The following is a 12,843-nucleotide window of genomic DNA, read 5'->3' as shown; positions in this document are numbered from 1 at the left end:
ATGAGAGAGTTCTTTAAAAGTAGATGAGAATTACTATAAATTGCACACACTCAAACTGCCATCATCGGTGATGGCAAAACCGCCAATGATTGCGGGCGCATCCAGGTAAGGGGATGCGCTCTTGGGTTTTTCGCGAGCAAGCTCGCTCCTACAGGGGCCGGGTGTCGTTTGTACCAAGGCCGTGGGGTCAGGAGTCATGTTGGAAAACTACTATCGCGAGCTGGTGTGTTTCCTCAACGCCAAGCTGGGCAACCGTCAGGTGGCCGAAGATGTGGTGCATGACGCTTATGTGCGGGTGCTCGAGCGCGCAAGCGACACCCCGATCGAACAGCCCCGCGCCTTCCTGTACCGCACCGCCTTGAACCTGGTGATCGACGGCCATCGGCGCAACGCCGTGCGCCAAACCGAGCCCCTGGAGGTGCTGGACAGCGAAGAGCGCTTCGCCGCCTGTTCCCCCCACGCCAGCCACGATCAGGGCCAGCGCCTGGAGATGCTCGAGCGCGCCTTGGCCGAGCTGCCGGTGGCCTGTCGCGATAGTTTCCTATTGCGCAAGCTCGAAGGCCTGTCCCATGTGCAAATCGCTGAACGCCTGAACATTTCCCGCAGTCTGGTGGAAAAACACATCGTCAATGCGATGAAGCACTGCCGGGTGCGCATGCGCGAGTGGGAAGCGCACTGATCGGCTGTTAGTTAAATTTTATTTCACTGTCCTCGTTTCCTATCAACACACGGCCTGTTGTTCAGGCCATGAAGGTATTCCCGCCCCACCGCCATGGGGCTTATCCAGAGGACACTGGAATGACACAGGCAATTGCTTCGCCCGCGGTTCATGACCTGATCGGGATCGGTTTCGGCCCTTCGAACCTGGCGCTGGCCATCGCCCTGCAGGAGCGTGAAAAGGCCCAGGGCAAGCTGGACGTGCTGTTTCTCGACAAACAAGCCGACTACCGCTGGCACGGCAATACCCTGGTGACCCAGAGTGAACTGCAGATTTCGTTCCTCAAGGACCTGGTGACCCTGCGCAACCCCACCAGCCCGTACTCCTTCGTCAACTACCTCAAGGCCCACGACCGCCTGGTGGACTTCATCAACCTGGGCACCTTTTACCCTTGCCGCATGGAGTACAACGACTACCTGCGCTGGGTGGCGGGGCAGTTCCAGGCCCAGGCCAACTACGGCGAGGAAGTGCTGGCCATCGAGCCGATCCTGCATCAGCAACAGGTCGAGGCGTTGCGCGTGATCTCCCGTGATGCCCAAGGCGAGCAGCATGTGCGCACCACCCGTTCGGTGGTGGTCAGCGCCGGCGGCACACCGCGCATCCCCGAGGCATTCAAGGCGCTCAAGGGCGATAGCCGGGTGTTTCACCATTCCCAGTACCTGGAGCGCATGGCCAGCCAGCCGTGCGTAGACGGCAAGCCGATGCGCATCGCCGTGATCGGCGGCGGCCAGAGCGCGGCAGAAGCTTTTATCGACCTCAATGACAGCTTCCCGTCGGTGCAGGTCGACATGATCCTGCGCGGTTCGGCGCTCAAACCGGCCGACGACAGCCCGTTCGTCAACGAAGTGTTCTCGCCGGCCTTTACTGACCTGGTGTTCCAGCAAGTCGGTGCCGAGCGTGAGCGTTTGGTCGCCGAATACCAGAACACCAACTACTCGGTAGTGGACCTGGACCTGATCGAGCGAATCTACGGGATTTTCTACCGCCAGAAAGTCTCCGGCATCGCCCGCCAGGCGTTCCGCACCCTGACCGTAGTGGAGAAGGCCACCCCAGGCCCGCTGGGTATCGAACTGGCCCTGCGCAATAGCGCCACCGGCGAAAACAGCCTCAACCATTACGACGCGGTAATCCTGGCCACCGGCTACGAGCGCCAGATGCACCGTGAACTGCTGGCGCCGCTGCAAGCCTACATGGGCGACTTTGAAGTGGCCCGCGACTACCGCATCGTCACCGACGAGCGCTGCAAGGCTGGCATCTACATCCAGGGCTTCAGCCAGGCCAGCCATGGCTTGAGCGATACCTTGCTGTCGGTGCTGCCGATTCGGGCGGATGAGATTGCGGCGTCGTTGTATGCGCTGGACCATCACCGTGGCAAGGCGCGTTCGGTGCAGGACTTGCTGCTGGCAACCGCCAGCTGACCGATCCCCTTATTGTGGCGAGGGAGCTTGCTCCCGTTCGGGGGCGCAGCGCCCGCAAGCTTTTGGGGCCGCTTCGCAGCCCAGCGGGAGCAAGCTCCCTCGCCACAAGAGCTCGCTCCTACAGACGGCACTTGTGACAAAGTGTGGCTATTGGTACTGTACAAAAAACCAGTATCGGTAGCCCTCCATGCAGTTGATCGAAAAACTCAGCATCCTCGCCGACGCCGCCAAGTACGACGCGTCCTGCGCCAGCAGTGGCGCGCCCAAGCGCAGTTCCGAGGGCAAGGCGGGGCTGGGTTCCACCAATGGCATGGGCATCTGCCACAGCTACACGCCCGATGGCCGTTGCGTGTCGTTGCTCAAGGTGTTGCTCACCAACTTCTGCCTCTACGACTGCCAATACTGCGTCAACCGCCGCTCCAGCGACGTGCCCCGTGCGCGCTTCAGCCCGGAGGAGGTGGTCACCCTGACCCTGGATTTCTACAAGCGCAATTGCGTCAGTGGGCTGTTCCTCAGTTCCGGCATCATCCGTTCGTCGGACTACACCATGGAGCAACTGGTGCGGGTCGCCAAACTGCTGCGCGAAGAGCATGACTTTCGCGGTTATATCCACCTCAAGACCATCCCCGATGCCGACCCGGCCCTGATCGCCGAGGCTGGCCGTTATGCCGATCGCCTCAGCGTGAATATCGAACTGCCCACCGACGCCAGCCTGCAGACCCTGGCGCCCGAGAAGCAGATCGGCTCGATCAAGCAGGCCATGCAGACCATCTACACCGGCGAACAGACGGTGCTCAACGAACCCCGCGCGCCACGTTTCGCTCCGGCCGGGCAGAGCACGCAGATGATCGTCGGTGCCGACGACACCGACGACAGCACCATCCTGCACGGTGCCGAGGCGTTGTACGGTAATTTCAAGCTGCGCCGCGTGTATTACTCGGCGTTCAGCCCCATCCCCAACAGCCCGAAAAGCGTACCCCTGGCCGCGCCGCCCTTGATGCGCGAGCACCGCTTGTACCAGGCTGATTTCCTGCTGCGCAGCTACGGTTTCAGCGCCAATGAGCTGTTCGCCGGCCCCGGTGACCTGGCACTGGATATCGACCCCAAGCTGGCCTGGGCCCTGGAGCATCGCGAGGTGTTCCCCCTGGACCTGAACCGCGCCGAGCCGACCCTGATCGCACGTATCCCCGGCATCGGCCTGCGCACCACCCAGCGCCTGGTCGACCTGCGCCGTGAACGCAAGATCCGCTTCGAAGACCTGGCGCGCATGCGCTGCGTGCTGGCCAAGGCCAAGCCGTTTTTCATCACCAGCGACTACCACCCGCAGCAGGCCGACAGCACCAGTGTGTTGTTGCGCGAACAATTGCGTGACCGTCCGCAGCCGCAACAGATGGGGCTGTGGGGATGATCAGCCTGGAGTGCGACAACCTGTTCAGCACCTGGCGCGAACAGGCCCGCTGGTTGCTCAGCCATCAGGTCGACCCCAGCCAGGTCAGTTGGGGCGAGGTGCAGGCGGCGGACCTGTTTGCTACCGATGAACCTATCCCACCAGGGTTGGGGCCGTTTCAGGCGCGCATACCCAAGGCGTTGTTGCAATTGCTGGAGTCCGCTGCCTGTTATCACGGTGATCAGCGCTGGAGCCTGTTGTATGAAGTGCTGTGGCGGGTCAGCCATGGTGATCGCACGGCCATGCTCGCGGGTGACAAGCTGGGCAGCGAATTGCAGCGGCGCATCAAGCAAGTCAGCCGGGAAGCCCACCACTTGCATGCGTTTGTGCGCTTCATCGCGCTGCCGGACGGGGCCGGGCCGGAACTGCCGGAGTACGTGGCCTGGCATGAGCCGGCCCATGACATTCTCAAGAGCGCCAGCGAGCATTTTATCGGGCGCATGGGCCGCCATCGCTGGATGATCGCCACGCCCCTGGACGGGGTGTATTACAACGGCGAGCAATTGATTCATCAGCGCCAGTGCCCCGAGGCCTGGCAGCAACTGGCGCAGAATGTTGAAGATCCCCACAGTGCGATGTGGTTGACCTACTACAGCCACATCTTCAACCCGGCGCGGCTGAACCCCAAGGTGATGGAAGGGCATTTACCCAGCCGCTTCTGGAAGAATTTGCCGGAGGGCAAGTTGATCCCGGGGCTGATCAGCGAGGCGCGTACGGGCAAGCAGAAGGATGGGCAGGCGAAGCTGGTGGGTGCCAAGCCAGGCAAAAGAATTGCAAACCCGGTCAATGTGGGAGCTGGCTTGCCTGCGATAGCGGTCGACCCGTCAGATGTGGGGTGACTGATTGATCGTTCCCACGCTCTGCGTGGGAACGCCACCCTGGACGCTCCGCGTCTGCTCTTGAAGTTGTGACGCGGAGCGTCATTGGATGCATTCCCACGCAGAGTGTGGGAACGAGCTAGCTGGTTCAGGCCAGTTCGGTCGCGGTGTTCTTGACCACCGCCAACTCCGGATGCGCCACCAGCTTATCAATGTGCAACTCATCATTGTTCAACCAGGTCTCGGTCAGCACCCGGTAATGCTCCATATCCCGGCAGCGCATGCGCAGGCTGTAGTCGAACGGCCCGCTGATCAACTGGCATTCGAATACCTGCGGGCAGGCTTTCACGCAGGCTTCGAAGGCCTTTTGCGCCGAGCGCCCGCTTTGGTTGGACAGGGCCACCAGCACCAGCAGCGACAGCCCCGGTGAGACCATCTGCACATCGATGATCGCCCCATACCCACGGATCACCCCGCGTCGCTCCAGCTTGCGCACCCGCTCCAGGCAGGGCCTGGGGGTGAGGTGCACCAATGACGAGAGCTTTTCGTAGGTGATACGCCCCTGATGCCTGAGTACGTCGATGATCGCTTCGTCGATGCGATCCAGCGTAGGGGAAGAATGGGGTCCGTTGGCCTTGGTATCCATGAGTTCACTTCAAACGGTTGGAAAGAAATTGCTGCAAGCGTTCGCTGGTGGGATGGTCGAGGATCTCGGCGCCGCCGTGTTCTTCGACTCGGCCCTGGTGCAGGAACAGTACTTGGCTGGACACCTGGCGGGCAAAGCCCATTTCGTGGGTGACCATCAGCATGGTACGACCTTCCTCGGCCAACGTCTGTATGACTTTAAGCACTTCTCCTACAAGCTCCGGGTCCAGGGCCGAGGTGGGTTCATCAAACAGGATGATCTCCGGCTCCATCGCCAGCGCTCGCGCAATCGCCACCCGCTGCTGCTGGCCACCGGACAGGAACGCCGGATATTGGTCCGCCACGCGGCTCGGCAGGCCGACCTTGTCCAGGTACAGCCGCGCACGTTTCTCGGCTTCGGCGGCGCTCACGTTCAGCACCCGGCGCGGGGCCATGGTGATGTTTTCCAGCACGGTCATGTGGCTCCACAGGTTGAAGTGCTGGAACACCATGGCCAGGCGCGTGCGCAGGTTTTGCAGTTGCGCCTGGTGCGGCGCGCGGGTGCCGGCGCGGCCTGGTTGCATTTCGATGCTGATGCCGTCCAGGGTGATCACCCCGGCGTCAGGCTGTTCCAGAAAATTGATGCACCGCAGCATCGTGCTTTTGCCCGAACCGCTGGCGCCGATCAAGCTGATCACATCGCCCTGGCGTGCGTTGAGGGACACGCCCTTGAGCACTTCGTGTTCGCCGTAGCGTTTATGGATACCTTCGACTTGCAGCTTGATGGCCGCCGTGGCGGTGTTGCCGACGGGTACATCCATTGGATAAGCGGCCAGGGCCTGCGCGGACTGATTCATGGGTTAGCCTCGGGTAGGAACAAGAAAGCGCATCCAGCGACGTTCGGCCAGCCTGAACAGGCCCACCAGTGCAAAGGACAGCAGCATGTAAAGCAGGGCGGCGATGCCGAAAGCCTGGAAGGTCAGGAACGTCTCGGCATTCGCATCGCGGGCGACCTTGAGGATGTCGGCGACGGTGGCGGTGAACGCCAGCGACGTGGCGTGCAGCATCAGGATCATTTCATTGCTGTAGGCCGGCAGGGCGCGACGCAATGCTGCGGGCACGATCACAAACAGGTTCAGCCGCCAGCCGTGCAGGCCATAGGCGCGTGCCGCTTCGATCTCGCCATGGGGAATGTTGCGGATTGCCCCGGCGAAGATTTCCACGGTGTAGGCGCAGGTGTTGAGCACAAACGCCAACAGCGTGCAGTTCAGCGCATTGCGGAAAAACTGGTTGAGCAGGGCGTTGTCCTGCACCACTTCCAGGCTGTACAGCCCGGTGTAGCAAATCAGCAGTTGGATATACAGCGGCGTGCCGCGGAACAGGTAGGTGTAGACCTCCACCGGCCAGCGCAGCCAGAAATGCTCTGAGACGCGTGCCAGCGCCAGGGGGATCGACAGGGCGAAGCCCAGTACCACCGAGATAATGAACAGCCACAAGGTCATGGCGACACCGGACAGGCCGCTGCCATCGCTGAACAGGTAGGCCAGGCCGTATTGCTGGAACAATTCGATCATCGCGCCATCCCCTTGATGCCCAGGTTATAGCGCCGTTCCAGGCGCTTGAAGATGCGGTTGGAGAGGGTGGTAATCACCAGGTACACCAGGCCCGCGAGGATCAGGAAGTACAGCGGCTCGCTGGTGGACTTGCCGGCGTTCTGCGCGGCCTTGACCAGGTCTGACAGGCCGATGATCGACACCAGCGCCGTGGACTTGAGCAGCACCAGCCAGTTATTGCCCAGGCCCGGCAGGGCAAAGCGCATCAGTTGCGGGAACAGCACCAGGTGAAAGCGCTGCCAGCGGCTCAGGCCGTAGGCGGTGGCGGCTTCCAGTTGGCCGGCCGGCACGCTGAGGATCGCACCCCGGAAGTTCTCGGTGAAATACGCGCCGTAGATAAACCCCAGGGTGATCACCCCGGCGGTAAACGGGTCGATTTCAACGTAGTCCCAGCCGAACGCTTCGGTCAGGTCGTTGAGCCACAGTTGCAGGCTGTAGAAGATCAGCAGGATCAGCACCAAGTCCGGCACGCTGCGGATCAACGTGGTGTAGAGCGTGGCCGGCACGCGCAGCCATTTGGCGCTGGAGAGTTTGGCGCCCGCGGCGACCAGGCCAAGGGTAAGGCTCAGGGCCAGGGCGAGGAGCGCCAGCTTGAGCGTCATCCAGGCACCCTGGGCCAGCATGGGGCCGTAGCCTTGCAGGTTGAGGAGGTCGTTCATGGGGAAGATCTCGAAGGAGTGCACGGATTTACTGTGGGAACTGCTTGTTGTGGCGAGGGAGCTTGCTCCCGTTCGACAGCGCAGCTGGAGCCGGCTTTTTGGGGGCGCTTCGCACCCCAGCGGGAGCAAGCTCCCTCGCCACAACACGCCCGCTCCCACAGGGGCACGGTTGCCGGTTACTCGTTGTAGATGTCCTGATCGCCGAAGTATTTCTTCTGGATCTGGGCGTAGGTGCCATCGGCCTGGACGGCGGCGATGCCCTTGTTGATCAGCTCACGCAACGCCTGGTCGTTCTTGCGCAGGCCCATGGCGATGTCCAGAGGCAGGGTCGGGTCCTTGAAGGCCGGGCCGGTCTTGAAGTCGGCGCCTTCGGGCTTGGACAGGAAGTTGAGCTGGGCTTCGAGTTTGTCCGTCAGGGTGGCGTCGAGGCGGCCGTTTTGCAGGTCGGCGTAGTTCTGTTCCTGGGACTGGTACGCCTTGATCTGTGCACCGAGCTTGGCCAGGTGCGCGCGGGCATAGGCTTCCTGCAACGAGCCTTGCAGCACGCCAACCTGCTTGCCGTTCAGCGACTCGGGGGTGTCACCGAAGGTGGCGTTTTTGCGGGTGATCACCGAGGTGGGGCTGAGGAACAGGCGGTCGGTGAAGTCGATGACTTTCTCGCGGGCCGGGGTCACGGCCATGGAGGACATGATCGCGTCGAACTTGCGCGCACGCAGGGCCGGGATCATGCCGTCGAATTCGTTGTGCACCCAGGTGCATTTCACTTCGAGCTTGGCGCAGATGGCGTTGCCCAGTTCGATATCGAAACCTTGCAGGCTGCCGTCGGCGGCGACGGATTCGAAGGGCGGGTATTCGGGGAACACGCCAAACCGGATTTCTTTCCAGTCCTGGGCGTGGGCAGCAGTGGCGCACAGTGGCAACAGCAACGCAGCGAAGAGTGATCGCAGAGGAGTCATGTGTTGGTCCCTATATTTTGTAATTGATGTCAGGGGCAGTGAATAACTGGGAGCAGAGAATGCTTCATGATGGTGCGTTTTTTGTGTCGTTTACCCCCTGCGCAAAGCGCAAATTGCGCTGTTAAAACAGGCAATGCAGCGGAATCGGCTGTGACACCGGCAAAATCGGCTTTCAACCCACCCGAATCTGGCCTGCCCTGGGCGCAAAGCGGCAAGCCAGAGCGGTTTCAGGCGCGCTTTTTATGCTGTACCACAGGTTGCTGGGCCAGGCGTGCAAACAGGTCTTTCGGGTCGGCCAGGTCTGGCACCAGCTCCAGCTCGCTGCCCACATCCAGGGCCTTGGCCACGTCCAGTACATAGCGCAGGGCCGAGTAGTCTTCGATAGCAAAACCCACCGAGTCGAACAGGGTGATCTGGCGTTCATTCTCGCGGCCCGGCTGTTGGCCGTTGATCACTTGCCACAGCTCGGTGACCGGCGAATCTTCCGGCATGTGCTGGATTTCGCCTTCGATGCGGCTTTGCGGTTCGTACTCGACGATCACCCTGGCGCGCTCGACGATACGGCGGTCCAGCTCGGTCTTGCCCGGGCAGTCACCGCCCACGGCATTGAGGTGCATGCCTGGCTCGATCATCTCGTCAGTCAGGATGGTGGCGTAGGCCTTGTCTGCAGTCACGGTGGTGACAATGTCCGCGCCTTTGACTGCCTCGGCGACGCTGGCGGCCAGGATCACCTTGATCGCCGGGAACGCCTTGAGGTTGGCGGCGAGCTTGGCGGTGGCCTGGGGGTCGATGTCGAACAGGCGGATTTCAGTAATGCCAAGCATGGCGTGGAAGGCCAGAGCCTGGAATTCGCTTTGGCAGCCGTTGCCGATCAGCGCCATGCTGCGGCTGTTGGCGCGGGCCAGGGAGCGGGCGACCAGGGCCGAGGTGGCAGCGGTGCGGATCGCAGTGGTCAGGGTCATCTCCGCCAGCAGCACCGGTTTGCCGGTGTCGACGTCGCCCAAGGCGCCGAACGCCATCACGGTGAGCATGCCGGCCAGGGTGTTTTTCGGGTGGCCGTTGACGTACTTGAAGGCGTACAGCGAAGCGTCGGACACCGGCATCAGCTCGATCACGCCATCCGGTGAGTGGTTGGCCAGGCGCGCGCACTTTTCGAAATCCTGCCAGCGCAGGTAGTCGGCGCGAATGTAGTCGGCCATCTCGGTGATACAGGTTTGCAGGCCTTTTTGCGATACCAGGTAGCTGAGGTCGTTGACGTCGATATAACGGGTCATGGCAGGACTCCTTATTGAAATGAGGGACGGGCCGGCAGATGCACTTCGGCCAGCATGCAGCGGGCACTGCCGCCGCCGATGCGTTCGATGTTGTCGATATTCACCACCACCGGCCGCGTATGGCGTTCCACATGCTGACGCTGCGCCGGATGCAGGGCGCCCCAGGCACTGGCGGACATCACCAGCAATGGCTGGCCGTCCCGGTCGTGGACCTCCAGCATGTTGCCGGCGAAGGCTTCCAACTGGTCGAAGTCCAGGCTGAGGATGTCCTTGCCGGTGTCACGCAGGGAGCGTTCCAGGGCCAGGCGCTCGCTGTCGTCGGGCAGGGCCTGCAGGCACACCACCGCGAGGTCGCGGCCAACGCTCATCATCACGTTGCTGTGGTAGATGGGGGCCTGGTGACGGTCCAGGGCGTGGAACACACAGAGTTGGTAGTCGAGGCGTTCGGCAAACTGGCGCAGGGCCGCGTGGTGGGTGCGCCCCGAATGGCACGCGTAGCTGATGCGGTGCTGGCGGTCGAGCACCATGCTGCCGGTGCCTTCCAGGAAGATGTTCTGTTGTTCCAGGTGGCTGAGGTCGATGGTGGTGTTGATCGCAAAGCGTTGCTCCAGTACTTGCAGCACGCCCTTGTTGCGCTCCAGTCGGCGGTTCTGGCCTTCCATGGGGTAGAGCACCAGGCTGCCGTCGGCATGGCTGCTCCACCAGTTGTTGGGGAAGATCGAGTCGGGCGTATGAGGCGCCGGCGTGTCCTGCACCACCAGCACCTCCACGCCATGCTGGCGCAGGGTGTCGACATAACCGTCGAACTCCTCCAGCGCTTTGTGCTGTGCACTGAGCGGGTCCAGCGGCGGGCGTTGGAAACGGTTGTTGATCGCGGTATCCGGGTTGAAGGCAAAGCGCGCCGGGCGGATCATCAGGACGGTGTTGGTGGTTTGCATGGGGGCACGGGTCCGTTGGGGATCTTGTGCCGCTATTGTGTGCGTTGCGGGGAAAGGATCCCGGCTGAAACAGCGGGGTGGCTCAGCCAAGAAAGCTGAAAACGGGGGTGGCGCAGCCGAATCGGCTGTCAGATTGAAATACGATCAACCTGTGGGAGCAGGCAAGCCAGCTCCCACATTGGTATTGTGGTGATTGTTATCGTTGTGTCAGCCAGGAGGAACCATGTCTACCGCTGTTCGCCTTGCCCAACCTTCAGATGCCGAGGGCATCAGCCAGGTCATCCTGGCTGCGCTGCACAGCAGCAACGCACGTGATTACCCAGCAGATGTGATTGCGCGGGTTGCCAGCAACTTCACCCCCGACGCGGTAATGGCGTTACTCCAGCGGCGTGTGGTGTTGGTGGCGACTCAGGATCAACTGATCGTTGCTACGGCCGCACTGGACGGCAACGTGGTGCGCTCGGTGTTCGTCAACCCGGCGCTGCAAGGGCAGGGCATTGGCCGATTGTTGATGATCGAGATCGAGCTGCGCGCCCGTGAAGCCGGCGTGACGGTGCTGAGCGTGCCGTCCTCGCTGACGGCGCAAGCCTTCTACGCCAAGCTGGGTTTTCACAACGTGCGTGACGTGTACCACGGCAACGAGCGCACGTTGGTGATGGAAAAGGCGCTGTTGTCCCGCCACCCCATCGGGCCGTATCGCGACCGTCAACACCGTGCCCAGGTGATTGAGTTATGGCAGCAGGCGTTTGGCTATGACACCGCGCATAACCTGCCGAGCCTGGCGATTGATAAGAAACTGGCGGTCAATGACGGGTTGTTCTTCGTTGCCACCGACAACAAAGCCGTGATCGGTACCATCCTCGCCGGCTATGACGGGCATCGTGGCTGGTTGTATTCGGTGGCGGTGCATACCGACTATCGGCGCCATGGCCTGGGGTCGTCGCTGGTGCGCTATGCCGAACAGGCGTTGACAGCGCTGGGTTGCATGAAAATCAACCTGCAGATCACCGGCGGCAATGACGTGGTGGTGGGGTTTTATGAGGCGTTGGGGTATGGGGTGGAGCCGAGGATCAGTATGGGCAAGAAGATTGCCGAGAATATTACGCCACGCTCATGAAGGTGCAGAAACCAGTGTGGGAGCTGGCTTGCCTGCGATAGCGATAGGCCTTTGATCGTTCCCACGCTCTGCGTGGGAATGCCGCCTGGGAACGATCAAGCGGAGCGTGGGAACGATCAACCAGCCAGCTCCCACAGGGTTTTGTGGTGTCGCTGGCTTTTGTGGCTGTCAGACCTTGACGATCCAACCCGCTGGCGCTTCCACGTCACCGGTCTGCACACCGGTCAGCTCTTTGTAGAGCTTCTGGGTGATCGGGCCGACTTCGGTCTCGCTGTGGAACACGTGCAGCTTGCCGTTGTACTGGATGCCGCCAATAGGCGAGATCACGGCAGCGGTACCGCAGGCGCCGGCTTCCTTGAATTGGTCCAGCTTGTCGATGAACACTTCGCCTTCTACCACTTCCAGGCCCAGGCGGGTCTGGGCCAGTTCGATCAGCGACAGGCGGGTGATGCCCGGCAATACCGAAGGCGACTTCGGCGTGATGAACTGGTTGTCGTGGGTGATGCCGAAGAAGTTGGCCGAGCCGACTTCTTCGATTTTCGAGTGGGTCATCGGGTCCAGGTAGATCGCGTCGGCGAAGCCGGATTTCTTCGCTTCCGAACCCGGCATCAGGCTGGCGGCGTAGTTGCCACCGACCTTGGCGGCACCGGTGCCTTGCGGCGCGGCGCGGTCGTAGCCGGAGATCTGGAAGTTGTGCGGCACCAGGCCGCCCTTGAAGTAGGCACCGACCGGGATGCAGAACACCGAGAAGATGAATTCCGGCGCGGTACGCACGCCGATGTTGTCACCGGTGCCGATCACGAACGGGCGCAGGTACAGCGCGCCGCCACTGCCGTACGGCGGGATGAAGCGCTCGTTGGCCTTGACCACTTGTTTGCAGGCGTCGATGAACGCGTCGGTCGGCACTTGTGGCATCAGCAGGCGGCCACAGCTGCGCTGCATGCGGGCGGCGTTCTGGTCCGGGCGGAACAGGTTGATCGAACCGTCCTTGCAACGGTAGGCCTTCAGACCCTCGAAGCATTGCTGGCCATAATGCAGGGCAGTGGAGCCCTCGCTGATGTGCAGCACATTGTCGTCGGTCAGGGTGCCAGCTTGCCATTCGCCGTTCTTCCAGACCTGGAGAAACCGCTTGTCGGTCTTGATGTAGTCAAAACCCAGCTTGTCCCAATTGATGCTCTCGTTACCCATGACACCCTCTATCTCTGGTCAAGTCGGATTTTTTTCTGGATGGGCGAACAATACTGCATTCACAGGGCTGTTC

At 61.7% G+C, this 12,843-nt stretch carries 13 protein-coding genes; 5 read left to right on the top strand and 8 right to left on the bottom strand.

Going from position 1 to position 12,843, the window contains the following annotated elements; translation table 11 throughout:
• Positions 1 to 196: 196 nt before the first annotated feature.
• From BT204_RS07330 to BT204_RS07315, 4 genes are all read left to right on the top strand, one after another.
• Complete coding sequence (locus tag BT204_RS07330; protein ID WP_057974968.1) at positions 197 to 679, top strand: sigma-70 family RNA polymerase sigma factor; 483 nt, start codon at positions 197 to 199, stop codon at positions 677 to 679.
• A 119-nt stretch (positions 680 to 798) separates the two neighbouring features.
• Entirely contained in the window at positions 799 to 2,136 is a 1,338-nt protein-coding gene (locus BT204_RS07325; protein WP_072446159.1) for a lysine N(6)-hydroxylase/L-ornithine N(5)-oxygenase family protein, read from the top strand.
• A gap of 187 nt (positions 2,137 to 2,323) precedes the next feature.
• A complete protein-coding gene (locus BT204_RS07320) occupies positions 2,324 to 3,544 on the top strand; it encodes a putative DNA modification/repair radical SAM protein (RefSeq protein WP_014719028.1) in 1,221 nt (406 codons plus the stop codon).
• On the top strand, positions 3,541 to 4,422 hold the full coding sequence (locus BT204_RS07315) for a TIGR03915 family putative DNA repair protein (RefSeq protein WP_072446157.1): 882 nt from the start codon (positions 3,541 to 3,543) through the stop codon (positions 4,420 to 4,422). Before BT204_RS07320 ends, BT204_RS07315 begins: the two co-directional genes overlap by 4 nt.
• Before the next feature lie 127 nt (positions 4,423 to 4,549).
• On the opposite strand, the gene BT204_RS07310 is transcribed toward BT204_RS07315, so the two are convergent.
• The 7 genes from BT204_RS07310 to BT204_RS07280 all read right to left on the bottom strand — a co-directional run bounded on the left by BT204_RS07310 (position 4,550) and on the right by BT204_RS07280 (position 10,465).
• Positions 4,550 to 5,047 (bottom strand): Lrp/AsnC family transcriptional regulator, encoded by a 498-nt coding sequence (locus BT204_RS07310; RefSeq protein WP_003192319.1) that lies wholly within the window; start codon positions 5,045 to 5,047, stop codon positions 4,550 to 4,552.
• 4 nt (positions 5,048 to 5,051) lie between these two features.
• A complete protein-coding gene (locus BT204_RS07305; RefSeq protein WP_003192318.1) occupies positions 5,052 to 5,882 on the bottom strand; it encodes an ABC transporter ATP-binding protein in 831 nt (276 codons plus the stop codon).
• A 3-nt stretch (positions 5,883 to 5,885) separates the two neighbouring features.
• Positions 5,886 to 6,599 carry an ABC transporter permease gene (locus BT204_RS07300; protein ID WP_054897441.1) on the bottom strand — a complete coding sequence of 238 codons (714 nt, stop codon included), beginning with the start codon at positions 6,597 to 6,599 and terminating at the stop codon, positions 5,886 to 5,888.
• Positions 6,596 to 7,297 (bottom strand): ABC transporter permease, encoded by a 702-nt coding sequence (locus tag BT204_RS07295; RefSeq protein ID WP_072446155.1) that lies wholly within the window; start codon positions 7,295 to 7,297, stop codon positions 6,596 to 6,598. The genes BT204_RS07300 and BT204_RS07295 overlap by 4 nt, the downstream gene beginning before the upstream one ends.
• A gap of 176 nt (positions 7,298 to 7,473) precedes the next feature.
• The gene (locus BT204_RS07290; RefSeq protein ID WP_032896457.1) at positions 7,474 to 8,253 is read right to left on the bottom strand and encodes an ABC transporter substrate-binding protein; all 780 of its coding nucleotides are present in this window, start codon (positions 8,251 to 8,253) and stop codon (positions 7,474 to 7,476) included.
• Positions 8,254 to 8,480: 227 nt separating this feature from the next.
• Positions 8,481 to 9,527, bottom strand: a complete 1,047-nt coding sequence (locus tag BT204_RS07285) for an ornithine cyclodeaminase (protein WP_072446153.1) — start codon at positions 9,525 to 9,527, stop codon at positions 8,481 to 8,483.
• Positions 9,528 to 9,538: 11 nt separating this feature from the next.
• Positions 9,539 to 10,465, bottom strand: coding sequence for a citrulline utilization hydrolase CtlX (locus tag BT204_RS07280; protein ID WP_057974965.1), 927 nt, complete (start codon positions 10,463 to 10,465; stop codon positions 9,539 to 9,541).
• A 223-nt stretch (positions 10,466 to 10,688) separates the two neighbouring features.
• On the opposite strand from BT204_RS07280, the gene BT204_RS07275 reads away from it, so the two are divergent.
• On the top strand, positions 10,689 to 11,582 hold the full coding sequence (locus BT204_RS07275) for a GNAT family acetyltransferase (protein WP_072446150.1): 894 nt from the start codon (positions 10,689 to 10,691) through the stop codon (positions 11,580 to 11,582).
• 168 nt (positions 11,583 to 11,750) lie between these two features.
• Here the strand turns inward: BT204_RS07275 and BT204_RS07270 are convergent, their stop codons facing one another.
• Complete coding sequence (locus tag BT204_RS07270) at positions 11,751 to 12,770, bottom strand: branched-chain amino acid aminotransferase (RefSeq protein WP_003192309.1); 1,020 nt, start codon at positions 12,768 to 12,770, stop codon at positions 11,751 to 11,753.
• Positions 12,771 to 12,843 lie beyond the last annotated feature (73 nt).

The sequence above is a fragment of the Pseudomonas sp. NFPP02 genome (genome assembly GCF_900119355.1).
Lineage (GTDB): Bacteria > Pseudomonadota > Gammaproteobacteria > Pseudomonadales > Pseudomonadaceae > Aquipseudomonas > Aquipseudomonas paracarnis.
The sequence above is the reverse complement of the archived record's forward strand: the minus strand, read 5'-3'. Positions and strand labels throughout refer to the sequence as shown.

Coding starts and splice junctions, on each gene's coding strand:
- BT204_RS07280 (WP_057974965.1), bottom strand. CDS start 10,465: ATGCAAACCACCAACACCGTCCTGATGATCCGCCCGGCGCGCTTTGCC.
- BT204_RS07325 (WP_072446159.1), top strand. CDS start 799: ATGACACAGGCAATTGCTTCGCCCGCGGTTCATGACCTGATCGGGATC.
- BT204_RS07275 (WP_072446150.1), top strand. CDS start 10,689: ATGTCTACCGCTGTTCGCCTTGCCCAACCTTCAGATGCCGAGGGCATC.
- BT204_RS07270 (WP_003192309.1), bottom strand. CDS start 12,770: ATGGGTAACGAGAGCATCAATTGGGACAAGCTGGGTTTTGACTACATC.
- BT204_RS07300 (WP_054897441.1), bottom strand. CDS start 6,599: ATGATCGAATTGTTCCAGCAATACGGCCTGGCCTACCTGTTCAGCGAT.
- BT204_RS07310 (WP_003192319.1), bottom strand. CDS start 5,047: ATGGATACCAAGGCCAACGGACCCCATTCTTCCCCTACGCTGGATCGC.
- BT204_RS07305 (WP_003192318.1), bottom strand. CDS start 5,882: ATGAATCAGTCCGCGCAGGCCCTGGCCGCTTATCCAATGGATGTACCC.
- BT204_RS07285 (WP_072446153.1), bottom strand. CDS start 9,527: ATGACCCGTTATATCGACGTCAACGACCTCAGCTACCTGGTATCGCAA.
- BT204_RS07315 (WP_072446157.1), top strand. CDS start 3,541: ATGATCAGCCTGGAGTGCGACAACCTGTTCAGCACCTGGCGCGAACAG.
- BT204_RS07290 (WP_032896457.1), bottom strand. CDS start 8,253: ATGACTCCTCTGCGATCACTCTTCGCTGCGTTGCTGTTGCCACTGTGC.
- BT204_RS07330 (WP_057974968.1), top strand. CDS start 197: ATGTTGGAAAACTACTATCGCGAGCTGGTGTGTTTCCTCAACGCCAAG.
- BT204_RS07295 (WP_072446155.1), bottom strand. CDS start 7,297: ATGAACGACCTCCTCAACCTGCAAGGCTACGGCCCCATGCTGGCCCAG.
- BT204_RS07320 (WP_014719028.1), top strand. CDS start 2,324: ATGCAGTTGATCGAAAAACTCAGCATCCTCGCCGACGCCGCCAAGTAC.